Consider the following 24,231-nt stretch of genomic DNA (forward strand, 5'->3'; position numbering starts at 1 on the left):
GTTTTTAGGGAGTGTTTATGGCCAGTATCCTGGACTCGGTCAACCAACGTACCCAGCTAGTGGGGCAAAACCGGCTGGAGTTGTTGTTGTTTCGTCTCAATGGACGTCAAAGATTTGGCATCAACGTATTCAAAGTGCGTGAAGTGTTGCAGTGTCCCCCCTTGACCGTGATGCCCAAACTGAACTCCTGCATCCGCGGGGTTGCACATATTCGTGGCCAGACGATTTCGGTTATCGACCTCAGCATGGCGGTTGGCAAACGCCCGATTGATGATCTGAGCAAATGCTTCATTATCATCTCCGAGTACAACCGCTCTATTCAGGGATTTCTGGTGCATTCGGTCGAGCGCATCATCAATATGAACTGGGAATCCATCCTGCCTCCGCCCAAAGGTGCGGGTCGCATCAACTACATGACAGCCGTGACTGAAGTCGACGGCGAGTTGGTCGAAATTCTTGATGTTGAGCGGATATTGAACGAAATTTCTCCGGTTGCAACGGATGTGAGTGAGGAGTTGGTTCAGGCCAGCGTCGACCACCCGACTCTGGGGCGTCCTGTTCTTGTTGCGGATGACTCCTCAGTGGCACGCAAACAGGTACAACGTGCGCTTGAGGCTATCGGTGTCGAGTGCGTGTTGGCAAAAGATGGCCGCGAAGCATTGAACATGCTGCTGGAAATGACCAAAAATGGTCCTATCAAGGATCAGGTTGCGCTGGTTATTTCGGATATCGAAATGCCGGAAATGGATGGTTATACCTTCACTGCCGAGATCCGGAATAATCCCAATCTCAAGGATTTGCATGTTATTTTGCATACCTCGCTCAGTGGAGTATTCAACCAGGCAATGGTGCAGAAAGTTGGTGCGAACAATTTTATCGCCAAGTTCCAGCCTGATGAATTGGCCAAGGCCGTACAAAACGCACTCTAATAAAGAAGAACAGCTGCATGAAGACACTTTCGGACGACTTATACAAACAGTTCAGCAACTTTCTGGCGGTACAGAGCGGAATTGTGCTGGGGGATAACAAACAGTATCTGGTGAAGAGCCGTCTTTCACCTTTGATGGCTCAGTTTGGCATCGAGAGTCTGTCTGATCTGGTTACCCGTGCAATGAGTGTGCGAGAGCGTGACCTGAAAATGGCCGTGGTGGATGCCATGACGACTAACGAGACCCTCTGGTTTCGTGATACTTATCCGTTTCAGCTTCTTACCGACAAGATTTTCCCCGAGTTGGGGAAAAGTGGCCGCCCCATCAAGATCTGGTCTGCCGCATCCTCGTCAGGTCAGGAACCCTATTCCATTGCCATGACGGCACTGGAGCAGCAGATGAAAAAGCCGGGGACCTTGCCTGGTGGCGTGCAGATTGTCGGGACGGATATTTCGACGACCATGCTCAATCAGTGTAAGGAAGGCGTTTACGATAGCCTTGCTCTTGCACGCGGTTTGTCACCGGAGCGCAAGAAGATGTTTTTTGAGCCTTACGGTGACAACAAGATGCGGGTCGCTGAGCGAGTCAGAAAATTGACCACCTTCCGGCCACTCAACTTGCTGGAGAGTTATAGTCTGCTCGGCAAGTTTGACATTATCTTTTGCCGTAACGTGCTCATCTATTTTGCGCCGGAAGTGAAGTCGAAGATCCTCAACCAGTTTGCTGCCAGTCTCAATCCCGGTGGATATCTGATGCTGGGCGCGTCGGAGTCACTGGCCGGGTTAACCGATCGGTTCGAGATGATCCGCTGCAATCCGGGGATTGTTTACAAGGTAAAATAGGCTTGATGGCCTTGATATTAGGGGTTCTGCCGGATATTGCCCGTTCATGCAAAGAGGGAAGCTACGAGCTTCCCTCTTTCTTTATCTACAGCTCAGTCTTTCTATTTACCTACCATATCTCGCCACTGCAAAAGTGGTTGAAGCCTTAAGGTGGCCAAATGATGCCGTCTGACTCAATGCGCGAGATGCTCCTGCCGTTTTCGGTCTGAAATGTGCTCATACCCAAACCATCGAACTGAGTGATTTGCTTATGGCACACCTCTTGCAAACAAAATATACCAAGCAGGAGGTGTGCTATGGCTCTTTCATTTGACAAGGCATTCGGTGTGCATCAACACACCATAAGCGTTCGCGCCAAGCGTGCAGAGGTGCTTTCCAGCAATATTGCCAACGCAGATACCCCTGGCTTTAAAGCCAGGGATATCAATTTTGCTCAGGCATTGCAGGAGGCTCAGTCGCATCAGGGTTTTGGTTTGGCAACGACCAGCGAAAAGCACTTTGCCTTGAATATGGACGCTCCGGGTACCGTGCAATATCGCAACCCGCTGCAACCGGATACCGGTGACGGCAATACAGTCGATGTGCAGCAGGAGCGCAGCGAATTTCTGCGCAATAGCCTCGAGTATCAAACCTCCCTTGAATTTATGAATAGCAAGATCAGTGGCCTGCTCAAGGCCCTGAAAGGAGAGCAGTGATGAGTTTGTTCAAGGTCTTTGACATAGCAGGCTCGGCTATGAGTGCACAGTCAGTGCGCCTCAACACGGTTGCCAGCAACATGGCCAACGCGGACAGCGTCAGCTCCAGTGTGGAAAATACTTACCACGCCAGGCGGCCAGTCTTTGCCGCCCAGCTCGATCAGGCGATGTCTGACAAGCAGGGCTCGGTCGGGGTTGAGGTGAAGGGGATTGTCGAGAGCAAGGCGCCACTGCTCAAGGAGTACAACCCCAACCACCCGATGGCGGATAAAGACGGTTTTATCTTCAAGCCAAACGTCAACATGGTTGAAGAGATGGCCGACATGATCAACGCCTCGCGCAGCTACCAGACCAACGTACAGGTTGCAGATTCGGCCAAAAAGATGCTGCAGCAGACGCTCCAGCTTGGCAAGTCCTGATAGGAGGGATGCAGCATGGTCGATACAACCAACAGTGCTAACGGTATAAGCCGTACCACGACCCAGACGACAGGCATAACCACGACGCCCAAGAAAGAGCTGGATCAGGCTTCATTTATGAAACTGCTGACCATGCAGCTGTCATATCAGGATCCCTTCAAGCCGGTCGACAATGCCCAGATGCTTTCCCAGATGGCATCCATGTCGACATCCGAGGGGATCAGTAGTCTGTCTACCCAGATGGGCAAGCTTAATGACCAGATGATATCCAGCCAGGCTCTCCAAGCGTCTTCTCTGGTGGGCCAAAATGTATTGCTACAGGGCAATACAGGATTTTTAGACAAGGATGGTTCGTTATCTGCGGTCGTTGCTGTAGGCACAACGAATAAATATGCGGGCGTCAAAATTACCGTTGAGGATGAAAAGGGACAGGTTATCAAGGAGTTTCCCCTCGAAGGCGACCAAAAAGGTAATGTGGAAATTGCTTGGGATGGTAAAGACAAGGCCGGTAACCGAGTCGCCGCAGGCAAGTATGTCATCAAAGCCAGCGGCACTCTCGATGGCAAGTCGGAAAGTATTGCCACATTTGCTTATGCCAAAGTAGATAGCGTTGCTTTGGGCAATGCCACCAACCCGACTCGTCTCAACTTGAGAGGGCTGGGGAGCGAATATCTGAACAATATTCTGCAAATTTCAGGCACCAATTCAAATCCGACGGTTACACCGTCAAAAACCACGTCGACAGCATCGATCTAAGGAGCTGGATATGTCATTTAACAATGCCTTGAGCGGTGTCAACGCGGCACAAAAAGACTTGAACGTCACCGCCAACAACATTGCCAACGTTAACACCATGGGCTTTAAAGAGTCCCGTGCCGAGTTTGCGGATGTCTACGCCAACTCCATCTTTGTCAATGCCAAGACCCAGGTCGGTAACGGTGTGGCAACCGGTGCGGTTGCCCAACAGTTCCATCAGGGGGCGCTGCAATTCACCAATAACGCACTGGATCTGGCGATTCAGGGGAATGGATTCTTTGTGACCTCCGATGGCCTGACCAACCTGGATCGCACCTATACCCGTGCGGGTGCCTTCAAGCTCAATGAAAACAGCTATATGGTTAATAATCAGGGTCATTACCTGCAAGGCTATGAAATTAACGCCGATGGCACCCCGAAGGCGGTCAGTATTAACTCTACCAAGCCGATCCAGATCCCTGATAAGGCGGGTGAGCCTGTGAAAACGACCAAGATCGAGGCAAGTTACAACTTGCCAGCTAATACAAAGCCGCTTCCGGCCGGTGCTACGGCACCAACGGTTCCTGTTCCTAACCCGCCTGATGCATCTACATTTAATCGAAAAGACTCAAATACCTATTCTGCGTCCACGTCAATTACGGTTTACGATTCGCTTGGTGAGCCACATACCATTACCCAATATTTTGTTAAAGAAGCAGATCCTGCCAATCTTGCTAACCCAGCAAATCCTACAGCATGGCGCATGTATCTTTACCAGGGAGATAAGCCTATTGATATCGATGGTGTTGGTGCGGTTACTCCGACGATGGCACCTGGTTTGGATCAGGCTCCTGCTGGTGCGAGAATCACATTTGATGCTGATGGAAAAATGATTTCACCGACTGCACCGGCGGTTATCAAGACCGAAGCATTAGGAGCTGGCGCAGGGATAATCAATAATGGTGCAGACCCTACCCAAGTCATTGAAATTTCTTTAGGTAATCTTACCTCTTACGCTTCTCCTTTCGAGGCCTATAAGTTGACGCAAGACGGCTCGACAGTCGGTCGTTTGACCAAAGTTGAAATTACCCCTGACGGTATTGTGTCTGCAACTTATAGCAATGCGACTACTGTCAAAGTTGCCATGGTGGCAATGGCCAAGTTTGCTAATGCGCAAGGACTAACTCAGGTCGGAGATACTTCCTGGAGACAATCGTTGCTTTCCGGAGACGCGTTACCGGGTATGGCAAACTCGGGCACTTTCGGGACCATCAAATCATCGGCGCTGGAGCAGTCCAACGTGGATTTGACCTCGGAGCTGGTGGACCTGATCACTGCCCAGCGTAACTTCCAGGCCAACTCCCGTTCTCTGGAGGTCAATAGTTCGCTGCAGCAAACCATCCTGCAGATCCGTTAATCGCGCAATACATGATAATGAGAGGGGGCTTGGCCCCCTCTCTGTTTCTGTCGCATTCCCATCCTCCTTATCCCCCCATATCTCTGCTGTTGGCACTCTAATTGCATTTCTCCTGTCAGAGTCATCTGTTTGACGGAGAATTCCATGGATCACCTGCTTTATATCGCCATGTCCGGGGCCAAAGAGACCATGAACAGCCTGGCTGTTCGGGGCAACAACCTCGCTAATGCCAATACCACCGGCTTCAAGTCCGATTTTGAGCAGGCCAGAAGCATGCAGGCGTTCGGAGAGGGCTTGCCAAGCCGGGTGTTTGCCATGGCTGAGCGCCCGGGTCAGAACCTGCAGCATGGCATGCTGATGACCACCGGACGGGATCTGGACGTGGCGGTAGATGGTCCTGGCTGGATTGCCGTGCAGGATCCCAAGGGCGGCGAGGCCTATACCCGCATGGGGAATTTGCAGGTCAATGCGACCGGCAATTTGCAGACCTCGACCGGTCTGAATGTGGTGGATGACGGTGGTCAGCCCATCGTGCTGCCGATGCCGATGGAGAAACTCGAGATAAATCGGGATGGCACCATCAGCGGTCGTCCGGAGGGGGCAGCCGCCAACTTGCCGGAAGATTTTCAGCGGATCAAGCTGGTCAACCCGGCCGCCGATGCGGTGGAGAAGGGGCAAGATGGTCTGTTTCGCCGCAAAGATGGCCAGAATGAACCCGCCTCTGCCAATGTCGGCCTGATTGCCGGCTCCCTTGAGGGGAGCAACGTCAATGTGGTGGATGAGATGACCAACCTGATCCGGCTGCAACGCCAGTTCGAAACCCAGGTCAAAATCATGAAGACGGCCGAAGAGAATGATGAAGCTCAAACCCAACTGCTGCGAATCAGCTAATCAAGGAGTTACCTATGAATCCCGCACTCTGGATCAGCAAGACCGGGTTGGATGCACAGCAGACCAATATTTCGGTCACTTCGAACAACCTGGCGAACGCCAGCACCGTGGGCTTTAAAAAGTCACGGGCCATCTTTGAAGATCTGCTGTATCAAAACATCAACCAGCCCGGTGGCCGCTCCTCTGCCGATACCGAGCTCCCCTCCGGCCTGATGCTGGGGGTGGGTGCCAAGGTGGTGGCGACCCAGAAAAACCACAGCCAGGGCAACGTGCAAACCACCGACAACTCGCTGGACCTGATGATCAGTGGTCGTGGTTACTTTGAAATTCAGCTGCCGGATGGTAGTGCGGCCTATACCCGCAACGGTCAGTTCACCCTCAACGATGAAGGGACCATAGTGACCCCGGGTAATGGCTACCCGCTGCAACCGGAAATCCAGATCCCGGAAAACGCCCAGAGCGTTACGGTGGGTGAAGATGGTCAGGTCTCGGTGCAGCTCAAGGGCGATGGCGCTTCTCAGGTCGTCGGTCAGATCAACATCTCCGACTTCGTCAACGCCAGCGGCTTGCAGCCGATGGGGGAGAACATGTTTGTCGAGACCCAATCCAGTGGTGCTGCCGCTCAGGGGACTGCCGGTGCCGATGGTTTGGGGGTGATCAAGCAGGGGATGCTGGAGACTTCCAACGTCAACGTGACCGAAGAGCTGGTGAACCTCATTCAGGCTCAGCGGGTCTACGAGATGAACTCCAAGGTGCTCTCCGCCGTGGACGGCATGATGTCCTTCCTGATCCAGCGTACCTAATTAGGAGGTGCATGATGAAAGCCGTATGGATGCTGGGATTGTTGGTGCTGGGAGGGTGTAGCAGCACTCCCAATACGCCCAAGCCTGATGATCCCGAGTTTTCCCCCGTCTACGGGGAGTCGGAGCCGGTGTCGGTGCGACCGACAGGGGCGATTTTCCAGCCGGATCAGGTCAATGGCATCTATTCGGATATCAAGGCACACAAGGTAGGTGACATCATTACCATCGAGTTGTCGGAGTCGACCTCTGCCTCGAAAAAGGCCAATACCCAGAGTGGCAAGAATAACAAGTTCAATCTGGACCCGGTCAAGTTGGGTGGCGTGCCCGTGACCGCCAGCCCCTATGATCTCTCAGCCTCCATTGCTCAAGACAGCGCGTTCAAGGGCCAGGCCAAGGCGGATCAGAGCAACAGCCTGCAGGGCAATATTTCGGTCAGCGTGGCCAAGGTACTGCCCAACGGCAATCTGGTGGTGCGCGGTGAGAAGTGGATCATGCTCAACAATGGCAATGAATATATCCGGATCACCGGCCTTATTCGCCCGGAGGACGTGACGTCTGATAACAGCGTTTCGTCCCAGAAAGTGGCCAATGCCCGCATTTACTACGGTGGTACCGGCGATCTGGCCAATAGCCAGGAGCAAGGGTGGCTTACCAGCTTTTTCAATGGTCCCTGGTGGCCGCTCTAGGAGATGTTATGAAGTCACTCCGTCTTGTCACTCTGCTTTGCTGTCTGCTGCCCTTGGGTGTGGCCAATGCGGCCCGGATCAAGGACATCAGCTCGGTTGAAGGGGTGCGTAACAACCAGCTGATTGGTTACGGTCTGGTGGTGGGGTTGCCCGGTACTGGCGAGAAGAACAACGCCTTCACCGAGCAGACCTTCCGTACCATGCTCAACAACTTTGGCATCAAGGTGCCGGATAACATCAAGCCCAAGATCAAGGATGTGGCACCGGTGGCGATTCATGCCGACCTGCCCCCCTTCTCCAAGCCGGGCCAGACCATCGACGTAACGGTGTCGGCCATTGGCGAGGCCAAGAGCCTGCGGGGCGGCACCCTGTTGCAAAGCTTCCTGAAAGGGCTCGATGGGCGGGTTTATGCGGTCGCCCAGGGCAGTCTGGTGGTTGGTGGTCTGGGGGCCGAGGGGGCTGATGGTTCCAAGGTAGTGATCAATACCCCGACCGTCGGGCGGATTGCCAACGGTGCGACCGTGGAGCGGGAGGTGCCCAACTCCTTCAGTCAGGGTGACACTATCACCTTCAACCTTAACCGACCCGACTTTACTACGGCGCGCCGTCTGGCCGATGTGGTCAACGATCTGGTGGGGTCCAATACCGCTCAGGCGCTCGATGCCACCTCGGTCAAGGTCTATGCCCCGCGGGATCCGGGTCAGCGCGTCTCCTATCTCGCCACCATCGAGAATCTGGAGGTGGATCCGGCCAACGAGGCGGCCAAGATCATCGTCAACTCCCGCACTGGCACCATAGTGATCGGCAGTCAGGTCAAGCTCAAACCGGCGGCCATCAGCCACGGCGGGTTGACGGTGACCATCGCCGAAAACCAGCAGGTCTCCCAGCCCAACCCGCTGGCGGGAGGAGAGACGACGGTGACCAACAACTCGACCATCAATGTCCAGCAGGAGCCGGGGCGGATGTTCAAGTTTGATACCGGTGCGACCCTGGACGATCTGGTCCGGGCGGTCAATCAGGTCGGGGTCGCCCCCGGTGATTTGATGGCCATCCTTGAGGCACTGCAGCAGGCAGGCGCCATCGAGGGGCAACTGGTTATATTGTAACAAGCGGCAAGTGGTTGCCACGGGTGGCAATGAGGTAAGCAAAATGGCGGAGTTTGACAGCAACAGCGGCATGAATCTCGGGATGGTACAGGACATCAAGAACCTGGACCGTCTGCGCCAGATGAGCCAAAGCAAAGAGGGACAGGCCGAAGCGCTCAAGAGTGCGTCACGCCAGTTCGAGTCAATCTTTACCCAGATGCTGTTTCAGAGCATGCGTCAGGCCAACGGGGTGTTGACTCAGGACAACCCGATGAACAGCAGCTATACCCAGTTCTATGAAGGGATGCTGGATGAGCAGCGGGTTGCCGACATGTCCAGCAAGGGGGGGATGGGATTGGCTGACATGGTGGCCAAGCAGCTCTCTCCCGAGACTTTTACCCATCAGGATGGACGGGTGCTCAAGATGCCTCAGCGCACCGAAAGGACCTACAAACCCTATCAGCCCCCTACGGCGGCTGCCGATGATTTGATCGCAGCATCAAAAGTTGGCAAAGATTTTGCTGAGAAAGAGATGACCGAGGGGGCAAATGAGAGTCACGCACTCACTATGCCCCGTCGTCCTCACCGCAGCATTCCGCCCATGGGGCGCATGGCCAGTGAAGAGGGCAGTGCCACCGGTAGTGGGGGCAAAGAGTTCGATACACCGGAAGAGTTCGTCAATCGCCTGATGCCGCTTGCCAAGAAAGCGGCCGACAAGTTGGGGTTAAGCCCGGCGGTACTGGTCGCTCAGGCGGCACTGGAGAGCGGTTGGGGCAAGCGGGTGATCAAGGATGGCGAGGGGCAGGTGACCCATAACCTGTTTGGCATCAAGGCCGATCCGCGCTGGGAAGGGCCCAAGGCGGTGGTCAGCACGCTCGAGTATGAGCAAGGCGTTGCCTCCCGCCAGAAAGCGGCATTTCGCTCCTATGAGTCGTTTGAAGAGAGCTTCAACGACTATGTGGACTTCCTCACTTCCGGCTCTCGCTACAAGGGAGCCCTAGCGAAGGTGGATAGCCCTGATCGCTACTTCGAGGCGCTGCAACAGGCGGGTTATGCCACCGACCCGCACTACGCCAGAAAATTGAAACAGGTATTGCGCAGTGATGCCATTGCCCAATACAACGAGATGGAGCTGTAACGTATGGCAAGCGACCTGCTTGGGATTGGTTCATCGGGCGTGCTGGCACAGCAACGCCTGCTGCAGACCACCAGTAACAACATAGTGAACGTCAATAGCCAGGGCTATGTGCGTGAGCGTACGCTGGTGTATACCAATACCATCGGTCTTGGGACCGGTGACATCAAGACCCAGCGGGTGATCAATGACTATATGCAGGGGGAGGTGCGCCGTGATACCTCCGCCTATCATGCCTCCCTGACCCATTATGAGCAGCTGGCTGGCGTTGACAGCTTGCTTGGGGATACCAGCAATAGCGTGGGGGCGGCCATCACCTCCTACTTCAAGTCATTTCACTCAGCCAATGAATCGCCTGCCGAGATCGGTGGGCGCAAGGTGGTGATGACGGAGTTGAGTGGCATGGTCAACCGTTTTCATACCCTTTCGGCGCAGCTCGACAAGCAGAGCGATACCCTCAACACCCGTATTGAAGATGAAACCAAGCAGCTCAACAGCCTGCTCACCAGCATCAATGATCTTAATCAGGCCATCATCCGCACCCAGGGGTCACCCGAAGAGAACCTGATGCTGTTTGATCAGAGGGATGAGGCGATCCGCCAGCTGTCGGAAAAGATGGATATTCGCACCGTAGCCCAACCCAACGGCAGCATGCTGGTCAATATGAGCACTGGCCATTCGTTGGTACTAAACGGCGGCGTGGCTCAGTTTAAAGTGATGCCCAGTGATCCTGATTCGAGAGATTTAGAGCTGCAATTAACTTTGGGTGATAATGAAGCGCTTATTGACAACGAGACCTTTGGTGGCGCCGTGGGAGGCCTCTTCAAAGCACGTAACGACCTTGAACCTACCAAGCGCGAACTGGGGCAGCTGGCCGTGGCGATGGCCGATGCAATGAACCAGCAGAACCGCCTCGGGATGGATTTGGATAATGAAATTGGCGGTGATATCTTCACCCTGCCAACCAGCAAGGGATTACCCTACGACGACAATACAGGAACTGTTGAGGCTAATGTCAGCTTCGTGCCGGGCAAGGGGACATCAGTGACCCCGTTTGATTACGAAGTGCGCTTTAGCAGCGCCACCGGTTATGAGGTGTTCTCGCTGGACAAGTCTGGTAATCGAACCTCTGTGGCGACTGGCACGACCCCTCCTGCAACGTTTGAACTCACGGGTCACGGCATTTCAATCGATCTCACCGGTACGCCGGCTGCGGGTGACAAACTGTTGCTGCAACCCACCAAAAGTGCGGCCGCCGGTCTGGGTCAGCTGATCACCCGACCGGAAGATTTGGCCCTGGCCTCTCCGCTTAAAGCGGAAAAGACCACCAATAATGGCGGCGGGGCAGATATCAAACTGGGTGGCGTATTCAATACAGGTGCAGGGTCAGGTTTTGGTACCAATAGTCTGAGCCCGACAGCGCCCCAGGTGGTCAAAATTGATGGCAGTGGTAACTATCAGGTGTTTCAAGCCGATGGTACTACCTTGATTGGCACTGCCCCTGCGAGCAGCAAAGGGCAAAACCTGATGTCTGCGATCGTCAACCCTTTTCCCGCCGGAGCCGCAGTCTATGCCAACCCGAAACAGGCCCCCGGCTACGAGTTCAGCATCACCGGGACGGTGGATGCCGGTGACAGCTTCAAGCTCAGTTACAACAGCAATGGCTTTGCCGATAACAGCAATGGCCTGGTTCTGGCCGAGCTGCAAAACAAGGATCTGGTGCGCAAGAGCACCAATGGTGGGACGACCAACGACAAGATGACCTTCAATCAGGCCTATTCCGGGTTGGTGATGGAAGTGGGTAACAATACCAGTCAGGCAAAAACGCTGCTCAAGGCCAATGAGTCCAAGCTTATCCAGAGCACCGGCATCTTTGAAAGCGTGTCTGGGGTCAATTTGGAGGAGGAAGCTGCCAATCTGATCCGCTTCCAGCAATCCTATGCGGCATCGGCGCAAATCGTCAGCACGGCCAAAACCATTTTCGATACACTGCTCTCTTCCGTGAGGTAACGTCATGCGCATCACCACCAACATGATCTACGACCGGAATTTATATTCCCTCAACAGTGCCAACGAGCGGTTGAATACTGCCTATCAACAGTTGCAAACCGGCAATAAATTTCAGACTGCCGGCGAAGATCCCGCAGGGATGAGCCAGAAGATGGCTCTGACCAAGGAGATTGACCTGTTCAAGCAGTACAGTGTCAATGGCAGCTTGCTGGAAAACAGCCTGGGGCATGAAGAGACAGTATTGGATTCTCTTAATACGGCAATGCTCAGTGCCCAGACCCTGATCCAGAAGTCAAATAACGGCTCTATCAGTGACGATGATCGCAAGGCCATCGCCAGCGAGCTTGAAGGGTTGCAGCAGCAGATGTTCGACCTGATGAATAGCAAAAACTCATCGGGTGAATTTATATTTGGTGGCAATCAGAGCAAGACCCAGCCATATATAAAAGACGTCAACGGAAAATATATTTATCAGGGTGATCCAGGTCAGCGAAATATTCAGGTCTCACCCACAGTACAAATCGCAGCCAATGATTCCGGGCAGGATCTGTTTGAAATCGTGGCGACCAGAAGAACCGCCAGTGCAACCACCGCAAATATCAAGGTCGGGGTCGGCGATCAGGGTAACTTTGATAATTTCTATAAGTCCAATTATAACTCGGCACTGCCCAGCAACACTTATACCGTATCAACCACCATAGGCCCGCCGGATACCTATGATATCAAGGATGCCGGTGGCAATACGTTGCAAACGGGTAACTATACTGCTGGCACCAAGATCCCCTTCAATGGTCTGGAGTTGACCCTTGATTTGCCTGCAGGTGGTGCGGCTCAGCAGTTTGACCTTAATCCACCGAAGAATGACAACATATTGAATGGTATGTCGGATTTTATTACCGCCTTGCGTGATCCTGCTATTACCGCTGACAACTTTGCGCTGGAAGTAGCCGATGCCACCGTTCATATGAAAAATGCCCGCCTGAATATTGACCATGGATTGGGTGAGTTGGGCGGCCGGATGAACAGTCTGGAGCAGGCTATGGGCTCCAATGAGGGATTGAGTACCCTCAACGCCGAGGCGAGAGCCAAGGTATCGGAAGCGGATCTCTATGAAGTGATTTCCGCGCTGTCAAAAGAGGATGCGGCATTGAGTGCCTCGCAACTCTCTTTCAGCAAAATAAGCCGTCTGACGTTATTTGACTATATTCGCTAATTAAGAGGGGCCCTTTGGGGCCTTTTCTTTTGTCCAGACTATGAAAATTGGTTCCGTGTCATCTCCTGCCAATTGTAACAAGCTGTTGCCGTTGCCCATTTAATGGGAGCTGCGGGGTTGACCTCCCTGCGGGATTGGATAATCATGCCGCCCGCACAACAGAGGGTTGTGCGAATTATTTGCAGCATCTCGTTAGGCGAGGCTCCTGTATAAACACAGGCCACTGATCTCACGACGTCCAGAGACGCCCAAGATCAGGACAGTTTTCATCGGATTAAGGTGTAAACCCAAGTGGCTTCCGGCATGCCGGATACGTTATACAGTGCTAAAGCTGGTACGTGGGGATGATGACACGCCGAACGGCGTCATTTCCTGCCTATTACTCGTCAATCAAATTGCTGTTTTCTTGTCGTTGCATCCGGCTATTTCCGGAGGCATTCAGGCTCGCCTGAAATCACATGAGGATATCTGTGATGAAGAAAACACATACCATTCTTAACCGTCACCAACTGCTCGATCTGGCCGCCCTGCAGGGTTGGCTGGAACATAATCTGGATCCGGTTCAGCGCGCCGATCAACTGCTGACCCTGCGTCCGGAAGAGCTCAACTGCATCTTTGATACCCTGCCAATTCCGCAAGGGGCCGAACTGCTTGGTTCACTCTCAGCCGAGAGTGCCGGGCGCCTGTTGCAGCGGCTCCATGGCAGCATCGTCAGCGTGTTGCAGGAGGCCATTCCCCGTCGCGAGATGGTCGCCATCCTGCGCAAACTGGGTCGTCAGGATCGCACCATGTTGCTGGCTCGCTTCCCGACCCAGGCGCAGGCCATGTATTACTCCCTGCTGGATTGGCCCACCGAGTCGGTGGGGGCCAACATGCGCCACGAATATCTGGCGGTACGGGAGGAGGACACGGTCGGTCACGCCAAACAGCTGATCCATGATGCCTGGGATAATGCCCAGCTGTTTCGCCATATCTATGTGGTCAACGGGGATGGTCGTCTGCAAGGAAGCCTCTCCCTCAAGACCTTGCTGATCGCCGACCCGCTGGCCAGTGTCGCGACCCTGATGGATCGGGAGACTGTGCGGATCAACGCCCGTGCGGATCAGGAGTTGGCAGCGCGCCTGCTGATCGACCGCGACCTGTCGGTATTGCCGGTCGAGGATCAGGGGCGACTGGTCGGTATTTTCCACGTCGATGATGCTGCGGATATTCTGGAGCTCGAATCCACCGAGGATGCCGAGATGCAGGGTGGCTCCTCGCCACTCGATACTCCCTATCTGCAGGCGACTCCCTGGCAGCTGTGGCGCAAACGGGTGGGCTGGCTGCTCATCCTGTTTGTGGCAGAAGCCTACACCGGCACCGTGCTGCGGGCATTTGAGGAGCAGCTGGAAGCGGCCATCGCGCTGGCCTTCTTTATTCCGCTCCTGATCGGTACTGGCGGTAACAGCGGCACCCAGATCACCACCACCATAGTACGTGCCATGGCGGTCGGGGAGGTGAGCTTGCGCAATCTCGGTACCGTGCTGAAAAAGGAGCTCTCCACCGGTCTGCTCATCTCGGGTGCCATTGCCATGGCGGCCTGGGTACGGGCATGGAGTCTCGGCGTCGGTCCCCAGATTGGCATGGTGGTGACCTTTACCATCATCGCCATCGTGCTCTGGAGTGCCACGGTCGCATCCATTATTCCCATGGTGCTGCGTCGTTTCCGCATCGATCCGGCGGTGGTCTCTGCGCCATTCATCGCGACACTGGTGGATGGCACCGGCCTTATCATCTACTTCGAGATGGCCAAGTGGTTGTTGCCCGAGTTGCAGTAACCGGGAGATTGAGATGCAAAAGGCAGCCAGTGGGCTGCCTTTTTAATTTATCTTTCCGGTTTAGCCGAGCTGGAACAACAGTGGCCAGCCCTGCTCCTGACAGTAGCGGTGCTCCTTCTCCAGATTTTGCATCAGGAGACGGTTCTCCTCGCACCAGTCGATCGGCAGGGTCACGACCAGCTGATCGCCTTGCACTGCGACTTGCCACTCGGGCAGCAGGTTGTCCTGACGCTTGTGGTGAGCGGCGACTGCGAGGCGAAGGATGCGGATGCAGCGCAGCACCGTCTGCATGTCGTGGTTGGGCAGGGGAGGCAGCTCGGAGAGCTTGAGCCCCTTGCGCTGAAAGCGTACCAGCGCCGCCAGCAGGGCCTGATCGTCCTGGTTGAAGCCAGGCAGGTCGGTGTGTTGCAGGATATAGGCGGAGTGGCGGTGAATGCCGCTATAGTTGATGGCAAGGCCAATTTCGTGCAGCCGCGCCGCCCAGCCGAGGATGGCGCGATAGGGCTCTATCTCCATCTGCCAGGGCTCTTGCAAGGCATCAAACAGCGTCAGCACGCTCTGCTCCACCCGGGCGGCTTGTTTGCGGTCCATCCGGTAGTGGGTGCCTAGCGCCTGTGCGGTACGCTCGCGAATATCGTGGTGCTGCAAGCGCTCCTCGAATTCATAAAGCAACCCTTCGCGCAGGGCACCGTCGGAGTAGTCGAGCCGCTCGATGGGCAGCGAGGTAAACAGCCCGAGCAGGATGGCGACCGCAGCGGCAAACACCTCCTGACGCTCCTCGGTAAGCCCTGTCAGCTTGAGGTTATCGACTCGCTTGCGCTCAATCATCAGCGCCTTGAGCCGCTCCAGCCCCTCCAGCGTAATACTGCCATCGGTCAGCCCCTCACCTTGCAGCACATCGCGCACGGTGCGGATCGAACCTGAGCTGCCAAGGCAGCTCTGCCAGCCCAGCTTGCGGTACTGGTTGACGATGGGGGCGAGCTGGTGCTGCGCCTCCAGCACGGCATTGGTGAAGTGCTTGTCGCTCAGCTTGCCGCTGGCGAAGAAGCTTTGGGTAAAGCTGACGCAGCCCATCTTGCGACTGGTAAGGGCCTTGTGTTCAAACCCTTCACCGATGATGAGTTCGGTGCTGCCGCCGCCGATATCGATCACCAGTACCTGGCCCTCGATATGCTGGGTATGGGCAACCCCCTGATAGATGAGGCGTGCTTCTTCCTGCCCGCTGATGATCTCGATGGGGTGGTTGAGCACCTTGGCTGCTTCACTCACAAATTCGCGGGCGTTGCTGGCGCGGCGCAGGGTATAGGTACCTGCGATGCGGATCTGATCCGGTTTGATGTTGGTGAGCCGCTCGGCAAACAGCGACAGGCAGGCGAGGCCGCGTTCCATCGCCTCCGGGCTCATCCGCTTTTGCTCATCCATCCCTTCCGCCAGCCGTACCCGCTCCTTGATGCGATCGACGATGCGAAAACGCCCTTCGCTCAGATGGGCGATCACCATGTGAAAACTGTTGGAGCCGAGATCCACGGCGGCATAGAGACTATTGTCCATTGTTTGACTCGATACGTTTGAGATAGTCGTAAATCGCCACCTGAGAGCGGATCTTGCGGCGGTTGCCCCGCTTCACATATTCGTTCTGCTGGTCGGCATCAATGACCCGCGCCTTGCAGGTATCACTCAGTTGTAGCTCGAGAATGTCCATGATGCGCTGCTTGAGGCGCTCATTATAAATGGGGGTGCCCACCTCAATACGGCCGTCGATATTGCGGCTCATCCAGTCGGCGCTGGAGATATAGAGCTGGGGGTTGCCCTTGTTGTGGAACACCATCACCCGCGGGTGCTCGAGGAAGCGGTCGATGATGCTGATCACCTTGATGTTGTCACTGAGGCCCGGTACGCCCGGACGCAGGGCGCACATGCCACGGATGATCATCTGGATCGGCACCCCGGCCTGCCCGGCAGCATAGAGACGGTTGATGAGATCCTTGTCCACCAGATTGTTGATCTTGAGGATGATGCCGCTCGGCTGGCCCGCCTTGGCGTTGGAGAGCTCGTTGTCGATGAGGCGATAGAGCTGACGGCGGCTGTTGATGGGGGAGACCAGCAGGTGGTTGAACTTGTAACGCTTATAGGGGTACTCGATGTATTCAAACACCCCTTCCACTTCGGCGGTGATATCCGGATTGCGGGTCAGCAGCGAGAAGTCGGTGTAGATCTTGGCGGTCTTCTCGTTGAAGTTGCCTGTGCCGATATGGGCATAGCGCACCGGCTCGCCATTTTCGTGGCGGGTGATGAGGCAGAGCTTGGAGTGGATCTTGAGGCTCGGTACCCCGAACACCACCTTGACTCCGGCATCGGTAAGGATGTTGGCCCAGTCGATGTTGGCCGCCTCGTCGAAACGGGCGCGCAGCTCGACCACCACGGTCACCTTCTTGCCGTTGTTGGCGGCATCGATGAGGGAGTGGATGATCCGCGACTTCTTGGCCACCCGGTAGATATTGATGCGAATGGCGCTGACCGCCGGATCGAACGCCGCTTGGCGCACCAGTTCGGTGAAGTGGTGGAACTTGTGATACGGGTAGTAGAGCAGAATATCCTGCTTGGTGATGGCATCGAAGGCGTTGACGAAGCCGTCAAAATCGCGGCAATCGAGGGCCGGCAGTTTGGGGTTTTCCAGATAGTCACGGCCCACATTGGGGAAACCGATGAAATCCTTGAAGTTGTGATAGCGCCCACCCGGCATGATGGCGTCGTAGGAGCTGATCTGCAACTTGAGCTTGAGGAAGCTTATCATGGCAGCGGGCATCTCCCGCTCGTAGACGAAGCGCACCGGCATGGCGGTAAGGCGCTGCTTCAAGCCGTCACTCATCTTGTCCACCAGGCTCAAGTCCAGCTGGTCGGAGAGATCGTATTCGGCATCCCGGGTCAGCTTCACCGCATAGGCGGCAATCTCGTCGTAGTCGAAGAAGCCTTTGAAAATCTCGTCGAGACAGAAGCGGATGACGTTATCCAGAATGATGATCTGCTTCTTGCGGCGGGTCCCTTCCGGCGGCAGCTGGAAGAAGCGGGGCAGGTCGTCGGTCGGCACTTCCACCAGGGCGTACTGGATCACCTGACCGTTCTTCTTCATCTCGATGGCCAGATAGGTGTACTCATCCTTGAGGAATTTGACCGGATTGACCTCCTTGTTGAGCAGGATCGGGATGATGTGACGCAGCACCTTCTCCTTGAAGAAGACCCGCAGCCACTTCTGAATGGCATCGGAGAGCTGGTTCTCGTTGACCAGGAAGATGTTGTGGCGAGCGAGCGCAATCAACAGCTCCTTGTAGGTGTTGTCGAACGCTTCACCGAGCGTCATCACTTTTTGCTGGATGGCACGCAGCAGCACTTTCGCTTCATCGTCGCCACCATGTACTTCATTGATGAGGATGCGGCGCTTGACGTCCGATACCCGTACCTTGAAGAACTCATCCTGGTTGGAGGAGAAGATCCCCAGAAAACGAACCCGCTCGATGAGGGGCACCGTCTTGTCCATTGCCTCTTGCAACACCCGTTCATTGAATGAGAGCCAGCTCAGCTCTTTCTCTTCATACTGCTTGTCGGTGCTCATCTTGTGCCTCTGTTTCAGGTCGCGTCTGCGCGGCAGTTATGGCGTTAATATATGACAAATAAATGACAGGATTATGACTCGCTGAACGCTTCGTCGATGTCGACCACCAGATCGTCGGAGAGGGATTCCAGCGCGGTGATAAGCGTATCCATCGCGAGCCCGTCGGGCAGGGCAACCAGCGCATGGGCATAGAAGAGCGGGGCGCCGGAGTGGGGAGCCGGTTCACAGCCGGTGGTGAGATCGGCCACGTTGATCTCGAGCTGGCGCAGGATGCTGGCTACTTCATGGACGATGCCGGGGCGGTCGTTGCCGGTCACTGTCATCATGACTTGATGAGCTGGCTCGGCGGTAGGTGTCCCTTCGGCAAAGCTGATGGTCAGACCCGGTAGCAGGGCCAGTGCTTCGCACAGGCTGCGATAGTGCTCATCGGGGACAGAGGCATGGAGGATACCGGCAAATTGGCCCGCCAGTTCGCTCATGGCGCTGCCCAGCCAGTTGCCCTGCTCGCGGCTGATGACTGCTGCCAGACTCTCGACGATCCCGGGTTTGTCTGCACCGATCACGGTGACCACCAATTGCTTTTGCATCCTGCTCTCCTTGAAATGGGATTTCTTGCTCTATCCCTATTGTGCCTGCTGGGGCTGGTCATATGAACCCCCGCCTGCTGACAAATAGATAAAAAGATGGGACTTTTCACTTTCTATACACGGGTCTGCTGCCTTGCTCCGTGGCGGCTGTGGTAAAGTAATTCCCCTTTCGTGTCGTGAACTGGATCGTGCTCTCATGAATACCCTTGTCCTATCGGGATTGTTGTTGCTGGCGCTGCTTGTGCTGGCGATCTTCTGGAGCAGAGGCAGACAGCAAAAGCGCCTGCCCTATGATATGCAGGAGACCCTGTTCAGTCCTGCCGAACGATCGTTCCTTGGGGTGCTGGATCTGGCGGTGGGTGACAAGGCCCGGGTCTTTGCCAAGGTGCGGGTGGCCGATGTGCTGACGCCGCAGGCCGGGATCGGCAAGAGCAAATGGCAGCAGCACTTCAACAAGATCAGTGCCAAGCATTTCGACTATCTGCTTTGCCACCCCGCGGATCTCTCCTTTATCTGCGCCATCGAACTCGATGACAGCTCCCATCGTCACCAGAAGCGCAAGGCGCGCGACCTTTTTCTGAAAACCGCCTGCGACAGCGCCGGTCTGCCGTTGCTGCAGATCCCGGCAAGTGCCAGCTATCTGGTGGAAGAGCTGCGCGAACAGATCCTGCCGCTGCTGGTCAAAACCAGCGAACCATTGATCGACGATTTGCCGCACGGGGCGCGCCGCGAGCCGACGTTCAACCCTCTGCTGCTGGACGGTGTGGATGTAGGTGCCGGGATGCGTGGCCGTACTGCCCATGCCGAGGCGATCTCGCCTGCGTCGCTCCACGAGCCCGCCATCCAGCCCAAGGGGGTGATGGAGGCGCCACAGAGTGAGGGGGAGCTGGTCGATAGCCTGTTCGCCGATGTAGAGGATGACGAGGAGCATGAAGTACACCACTGCCCCCGTTGCAATGCGCCGCTGGTGGAGCGGGAGGCGAAAAAAGGCCCCCACGCCGGTCGACTCTTTCTGGCTTGCAGCCGTTTTCCAGAGTGTCGTTACGCGGCGCCGCACCACCATAATCGCCACTGAGTGCGCTTCACCGTGTTGCATGCTGCCCTCTGACGAGGGCAGTTTTCTTTCCGCCATTGGCGGCGTTTGTTAACGGCGCCAATGCAGAAAATTCCTCGGCAAAATTTATCTAATCTCCCGTTTCTGTCGATACACTTAGCCTGAATACGACAATTTTTGACAATGTGTCGGAATTTTGGCACTTTGTGTGCCAGCAAAAAGACAGTCGGTAGCTGTTTTATCATCAAATAAAACAATAAGTTAGTTCAGGACATCGCGAGGAATGGATATGGTGGAGATGGGCGTGTTGATTGTTGATGCCGATGCGCAGCGGCGCCAACAGTTGGGAACCGTGCTCTCGTTTATGGGGATCCCGTGGCAGGAGGTGGCACAAAGTGATCTGGATGTGGCCATCGAATCCTCCGGTCCGCTGCAAGGGGTGCTGGTGGGTGAGCTGACCGACCGTCCCTTGTCAGATCTGCTGGCCGCCTTCCCCCGTACCCCCTTCCTCTCGCTGGTTGAGGCCGATCTGCCCAACAGCAACTTTATCGGGGTCGCGATCTCGCCCTTTACCTATGAATCCCTTACTCGTCATCTGCACTTCTGTCAGGCCTTTGTATCCTTGCATCCCCGTCAGCAGACCCATGACAAGGGGCAGGCCCTGCTGCGTTTGCTGGTGGGCAAAGGGAAGGGGATCCAGGAGGTACGCCGCCTCATCAGCCAGGTGGCCGAGACCGATGCCAACGTGCTGATCCTCGGGGAGTCTGGCACTGGTAAAGAGGTGGTGGCGCGCGCTATCCATGAACTCTCTTCCCGCAGCAGTGGCCCCTTCGTGCCCATCAACTGCGGCGCTATTCCGGCCGAATTGCTGGAGAGCGAACTGTTTGGCCACGAGAAGGGGGCGTTTACCGGTGCCATCGCGGCTCGTCGCGGTCGCTTCGAGCTGGCGCAGGGGGGCACCCTGTTCCTCGACGAGATCGGCGACATGCCGATGCCGATGCAGGTCAAACTGCTGCGGGTGCTGCAGGAGCGGTTGTTCGACCGGGTCGGTGGCGGCAAGCCCATTCAGGCCGATGTGCGCATCATAGCGGCGACCCACCGGGATCTGGAGGCGATGATCCGCACTCAGGGTTTTCGTGAAGATCTCTACTACCGCCTCAACGTCTTCCCCATTGAGACGCCGCCGCTGCGGGATCGCATCGATGACATCCCGCTGCTGCTGCAGGAGCTGCTCAACCGCCATGCCGAGCAGCACCATGGCTTTATCCGGTTGACCCAGCGGGCGCTGGAGTCACTGATGCAGTACCCCTGGCCCGGCAACGTGCGCGAGCTCTCTAACCTGCTGGAGCGGCTGTTGATCCTCTATCCACACCAGATCGTCGATGTGGCGGATCTGCCGAGCCGTTATCGCCTGCTGCCGAGCGAGCCGCGGGATGAGCGGCTGACCGAGATGGATGAACGGGATGCGCTGGCGGCGGTGTTTCAGGATCCGCCCGAGCTGGATCACTCCCTCGCTTCGGCCCGCACCATGCAGCTGCCGGAGGAGGGGGTCAACCTCAAAGAGATGCTGGCCGACCTTGAAGTGGAGCTGATCCGTCAGGCGCTGGAGTCTCAGGACGGGGTGGTGGCCCGCGCCGCCGATCTGCTTGGCATGCGGCGTACTACCCTGGTGGAGAAGATGAAAAAGTACGGGATGAGCAAGGACGTCTAAGGGTCAAAGCCTTGACGCTAATGCGCAATTCATTGTTTTAATTCATATAATTTAGTGGCATGAAAATTGAATAACCTGACCCAATAGCCAGTTTGAGGTCAGGTTTATGACAATCCAGCAGCAGGACATGCCACTCCAGTCCCACGAAGTGAGCCAGCTCTATGCCATCTTCAAGGCGCTCCCCACCGGGGTGTTGCTGCTTGACGGGGCTGGAGTGGTCACCCGCGCGAATCCGGCGGCCATCTCCCTGCTGGGGGAGCCGTTGGAAGGGGAGCTCTGGCGCCACATCATTGCGCGCTGCTTCGAGCCGCGCGAGGATGATGGCCACGAGATCTCCCTGCGCGACGGGCGCCGGGTCCAGCTCTCGACCCAGCCGCTGCCGGATCAGCCCGGCCAGCTGGTCTTTATCAATGACCTGACCGAAACCCGTAAACTGCAAGACCGCATCAATCACATGAAGCGGCTGTCGGCGCTCGGCAATATGGCGGCCTCGCTCGCCCACCAGATCCGCACACCGCTCTCCGCTGCCATGCTTTATGCCGCAAACCTGGCCAACCGCACCCTCAAGCCGGAATCCCGCACTCAGTTTCAGCAAAAGCTGATGGCCCGTTTGCAGGATCTGGAGAAGCAGATCAACGACATCCTGCTGTTCGCCCGCAACGGTGACAATCAGGTGGTCACCCCGATCTCGGTACAAGGGCTGCTGGCCGAAGTGCAGGCCGGTGCCGAGGCCTTCTGTCAGCAACAGGGCTGCGAGCTGCACATGGAGGCGCCAGAGCCCGATCTCTGTCTGCTGGCCAACAGCAGCGCGTTGGCGGGAGCCATCAACAATCTGATTGCCAATGCCCAGCAGGCGGGGGCCACCTCACTCTTGGTCAGCGCGGTGCGCAGCGGTGCCCGGGTGGAGATGCGGGTCATCGATAATGGCAAGGGGATCCCTTCCCATCAGCTCGGTCAGGTATTCGAACCCTTCTTTACCACTCGCTCCCAAGGCACTGGTCTCGGACTGGCGGTGGTGCAATCTGTAGTGCGTGCCCATCAGGGGGAGGTCGGTGTGGCCTCGGTTCCCGGTGAAGGCACCTGCTTTACTCTGTCGTTCCCCCTGCACCAGCAAACGGTGCAGCTTGGAGGTGTAGCATGACACAGGCCAGGATCCTGGTAGTTGAAGATGACAATGGCCTGCGCGAAGCGCTGGTGGATACCTTGTTGCTCGGCGGTTATGAGTGCCGTGAAGCGGACAGCGGCGAGCGGGCTCTGCTGGCCCTCTCCCGTCAGCCGTTTGACATGGTGATCTCCGATATCCAGATGGGGGGGATGGACGGCCTCACCCTGTTGGCTACCATCCGCCAGCAATATCCGCAGATACCTGTGCTGCTTATGACCGCCTACGCCAATATCGATGGCGCGGTGCGCGCCATGCGTGAAGGGGCCATCGACTATCTGGCCAAGCCATTTTCGCCAGAGGTGCTGCTCAATCAGGTCAGCCGCTATGTGCCCGCCCAGAAGGTGGAGAAGCGCGCCGTGGTCTACGGGGATCCCAAAACTGCCGAGCTGTTCCAGCTGGCGACCCGGGTGGCCAGAAGCGAAGCGACCGTGATGGTGACCGGCCCGAGCGGGACGGGTAAAGAGGTGCTGGCCCGTTACATTCACGATAACTCCAGCCGCGCCGAGCAGCCCTTCGTCGCCATCAACTGTGCCGCCATTCCGGAAAACATGCTGGAGGCGACCCTGTTTGGCTACGAGAAGGGGGCCTTCACCGGTGCGGTGCAGGGGTGCCCGGGCAAGTTCGAGCAGGCGCAGGGAGGCACCCTGCTGCTTGACGAGATCACCGAGATGGATCAGGGGCTGCAAGCCAAATTGCTGCGGGTGTTGCAGGAGAAAGAGGTGGAGCGGCTCGGCAGTCGCAAGATGATCCCGCTGGATGTGCGGGTCATCGCTACCAGCAACCGGGATTTGAAAAAAGCGGTGCAGGATGGCCTGTTTCGCGAAGATCTTTACTATCGTCTCAACGTCTTTCCGCTGCGCTGGTCTGCCCTCTGCGAGCGGCCCGGGGATATTCTGCCGCTGGCGGAACATCTGCTGGCGCTTCATGCCAGTCAGCAGGGGTTACCGACACCACAGTTGACGGACGCCTCGCGGGAGCGACTGCTGGCCCACCCCTGGCCCGGCAATGTGCGGGAGCTGGACAACGTGGTACAGCGCGCCCTGATCCTCAGCCCCGATGGGGTCATTGATTGTGACCACCTTATTCTGGAAGAGCTGGACGAGCAGGAGATGGAGTTTGTCAGCGTGGAGCGCAGCTATGGCGGCGATCGCCTCGGCAGCGAACTCAAGCAGCAGGAGCACCAGATCATCCTCGACACCCTGCAAGATTGTAACGGCAGCCGCAAGGCGGTGGCCGACCGACTCGGCATCAGCCCGCGCACCCTGCGCTACAAACTGGCCCAGATGCGGGAGGCGGGGATCGATCTGCCAGCCTGAGGCCGGGAGGGAAACCGCACTGTGTGGGGGCTGTCATGGTCTTGATGGCCCGGCTCGATTATCATGGGGCCCTTGGCGCTTTGAGCCTGGGCCCTGTTTTTATTGGTAAAG

At 56.4% G+C, this 24,231-nt stretch carries 21 protein-coding genes and 1 riboswitch; of the genes, 18 read left to right on the plus strand and 3 right to left on the minus strand.

All coding sequences use genetic code 11. From position 1 onward, the window contains the following. The first annotated feature begins 17 nt into the window (after positions 1-17). The 14 genes from AB5Y73_RS08360 (at position 18) to mgtE (ending at position 14,677) form a co-directional block, all read left to right on the plus strand. Positions 18-929, plus strand: coding sequence for a chemotaxis protein CheV (locus AB5Y73_RS08360; protein WP_005334174.1), 912 nt, complete (start codon positions 18-20; stop codon positions 927-929). A 17-nt stretch (positions 930-946) separates the two neighbouring features. Then, entirely contained in the window at positions 947-1,771 is an 825-nt protein-coding gene (locus AB5Y73_RS08365) for a protein-glutamate O-methyltransferase CheR (protein ID WP_005350656.1), read from the plus strand. 296 nt (positions 1,772-2,067) lie between these two features. Next, positions 2,068-2,466, plus strand: a complete 399-nt coding sequence (flgB, locus tag AB5Y73_RS08370; protein WP_005334169.1) for a flagellar basal body rod protein FlgB — start codon at positions 2,068-2,070, stop codon at positions 2,464-2,466. Continuing rightward, positions 2,466-2,885 carry a flagellar basal body rod protein FlgC gene (gene flgC, locus AB5Y73_RS08375; protein WP_005350658.1) on the plus strand — a complete coding sequence of 140 codons (420 nt, stop codon included), beginning with the start codon at positions 2,466-2,468 and terminating at the stop codon, positions 2,883-2,885. Before flgB ends, flgC begins: the two co-directional genes overlap by 1 nt. 15 nt (positions 2,886-2,900) lie before the next feature. Beyond that, positions 2,901-3,641: a flagellar hook assembly protein FlgD gene (locus AB5Y73_RS08380; protein ID WP_107685153.1), complete on the plus strand. Its 741-nt coding sequence runs from the start codon at positions 2,901-2,903 to the stop codon at positions 3,639-3,641. 10 nt (positions 3,642-3,651) lie between these two features. After that, entirely contained in the window at positions 3,652-5,037 is a 1,386-nt protein-coding gene (flgE, locus tag AB5Y73_RS08385; protein ID WP_005334163.1) for a flagellar hook protein FlgE, read from the plus strand. Positions 5,038-5,181: 144 nt separating this feature from the next. Continuing rightward, positions 5,182-5,928, plus strand: a complete 747-nt coding sequence (gene flgF, locus AB5Y73_RS08390) for a flagellar basal-body rod protein FlgF (RefSeq protein WP_005334159.1) — start codon at positions 5,182-5,184, stop codon at positions 5,926-5,928. A 14-nt stretch (positions 5,929-5,942) separates the two neighbouring features. Further along, on the plus strand, positions 5,943-6,731 hold the full coding sequence (gene flgG, locus AB5Y73_RS08395) for a flagellar basal-body rod protein FlgG (RefSeq protein WP_181497191.1): 789 nt from the start codon (positions 5,943-5,945) through the stop codon (positions 6,729-6,731). 14 nt (positions 6,732-6,745) lie between these two features. After that, entirely contained in the window at positions 6,746-7,417 is a 672-nt protein-coding gene (gene flgH, locus AB5Y73_RS08400; RefSeq protein ID WP_005350662.1) for a flagellar basal body L-ring protein FlgH, read from the plus strand. An 8-nt stretch (positions 7,418-7,425) separates the two neighbouring features. Continuing rightward, complete coding sequence (locus AB5Y73_RS08405; protein ID WP_107685154.1) at positions 7,426-8,523, plus strand: flagellar basal body P-ring protein FlgI; 1,098 nt, start codon at positions 7,426-7,428, stop codon at positions 8,521-8,523. 43 nt (positions 8,524-8,566) lie between these two features. Then, entirely contained in the window at positions 8,567-9,640 is a 1,074-nt protein-coding gene (gene flgJ / locus AB5Y73_RS08410; protein WP_107685155.1) for a flagellar assembly peptidoglycan hydrolase FlgJ, read from the plus strand. Positions 9,641-9,643: 3 nt separating this feature from the next. Continuing rightward, positions 9,644-11,647 (plus strand): flagellar basal body rod C-terminal domain-containing protein, encoded by a 2,004-nt coding sequence (locus tag AB5Y73_RS08415; protein WP_118853612.1) that lies wholly within the window; start codon positions 9,644-9,646, stop codon positions 11,645-11,647. 4 nt (positions 11,648-11,651) lie between these two features. Continuing rightward, the gene (flgL, locus tag AB5Y73_RS08420) at positions 11,652-12,860 is read left to right on the plus strand and encodes a flagellar hook-associated protein FlgL (RefSeq protein ID WP_118853613.1); all 1,209 of its coding nucleotides are present in this window, start codon (positions 11,652-11,654) and stop codon (positions 12,858-12,860) included. Between the two features lie 181 nt (positions 12,861-13,041). Next, positions 13,042-13,211: riboswitch (M-box (ykoK) riboswitch) on the plus strand. Positions 13,212-13,333: 122 nt separating this feature from the next. After that, complete coding sequence (mgtE, locus tag AB5Y73_RS08425; protein ID WP_019446139.1) at positions 13,334-14,677, plus strand: magnesium transporter; 1,344 nt, start codon at positions 13,334-13,336, stop codon at positions 14,675-14,677. 60 nt (positions 14,678-14,737) lie between these two features. Here mgtE and ppx read toward each other — a convergent pair whose 3' ends face one another. The 3 genes from ppx to AB5Y73_RS08440 all read right to left on the minus strand — a co-directional run bounded on the left by ppx (position 14,738) and on the right by AB5Y73_RS08440 (position 18,874). Next, positions 14,738-16,228 (minus strand): exopolyphosphatase, encoded by a 1,491-nt coding sequence (gene ppx, locus AB5Y73_RS08430; RefSeq protein WP_019446140.1) that lies wholly within the window; start codon positions 16,226-16,228, stop codon positions 14,738-14,740. Next, the gene (gene ppk1 / locus AB5Y73_RS08435) at positions 16,218-18,287 is read right to left on the minus strand and encodes a polyphosphate kinase 1 (protein WP_181497192.1); all 2,070 of its coding nucleotides are present in this window, start codon (positions 18,285-18,287) and stop codon (positions 16,218-16,220) included. Before ppk1 ends, ppx begins: the two co-directional genes overlap by 11 nt. Before the next feature lie 71 nt (positions 18,288-18,358). Beyond that, positions 18,359-18,874 carry a glycine cleavage system protein R gene (locus AB5Y73_RS08440; RefSeq protein ID WP_118853615.1) on the minus strand — a complete coding sequence of 172 codons (516 nt, stop codon included), beginning with the start codon at positions 18,872-18,874 and terminating at the stop codon, positions 18,359-18,361. A gap of 196 nt (positions 18,875-19,070) precedes the next feature. On the opposite strand from AB5Y73_RS08440, the gene AB5Y73_RS08445 reads away from it, so the two are divergent. The 4 genes from AB5Y73_RS08445 (at position 19,071) to AB5Y73_RS08460 (ending at position 24,120) form a co-directional block, all read left to right on the plus strand. Then, positions 19,071-19,949, plus strand: a complete 879-nt coding sequence (locus tag AB5Y73_RS08445) for a DUF2726 domain-containing protein (protein WP_118853616.1) — start codon at positions 19,071-19,073, stop codon at positions 19,947-19,949. 268 nt (positions 19,950-20,217) lie between these two features. Next, positions 20,218-21,639, plus strand: coding sequence for a sigma-54 dependent transcriptional regulator (locus tag AB5Y73_RS08450; RefSeq protein WP_162895325.1), 1,422 nt, complete (start codon positions 20,218-20,220; stop codon positions 21,637-21,639). Between the two features lie 106 nt (positions 21,640-21,745). After that, positions 21,746-22,780, plus strand: a complete 1,035-nt coding sequence (locus AB5Y73_RS08455; protein ID WP_118853617.1) for a PAS domain-containing sensor histidine kinase — start codon at positions 21,746-21,748, stop codon at positions 22,778-22,780. Continuing rightward, complete coding sequence (locus AB5Y73_RS08460) at positions 22,777-24,120, plus strand: sigma-54 dependent transcriptional regulator (RefSeq protein ID WP_021231049.1); 1,344 nt, start codon at positions 22,777-22,779, stop codon at positions 24,118-24,120. The genes AB5Y73_RS08455 and AB5Y73_RS08460 overlap by 4 nt, the downstream gene beginning before the upstream one ends. Positions 24,121-24,231: the final 111 nt, after the last annotated feature.

The sequence above is a fragment of the Aeromonas sp. s7(2024) genome (assembly GCF_040907825.1).
GTDB lineage: Bacteria > Pseudomonadota > Gammaproteobacteria > Enterobacterales > Aeromonadaceae > Aeromonas > Aeromonas veronii.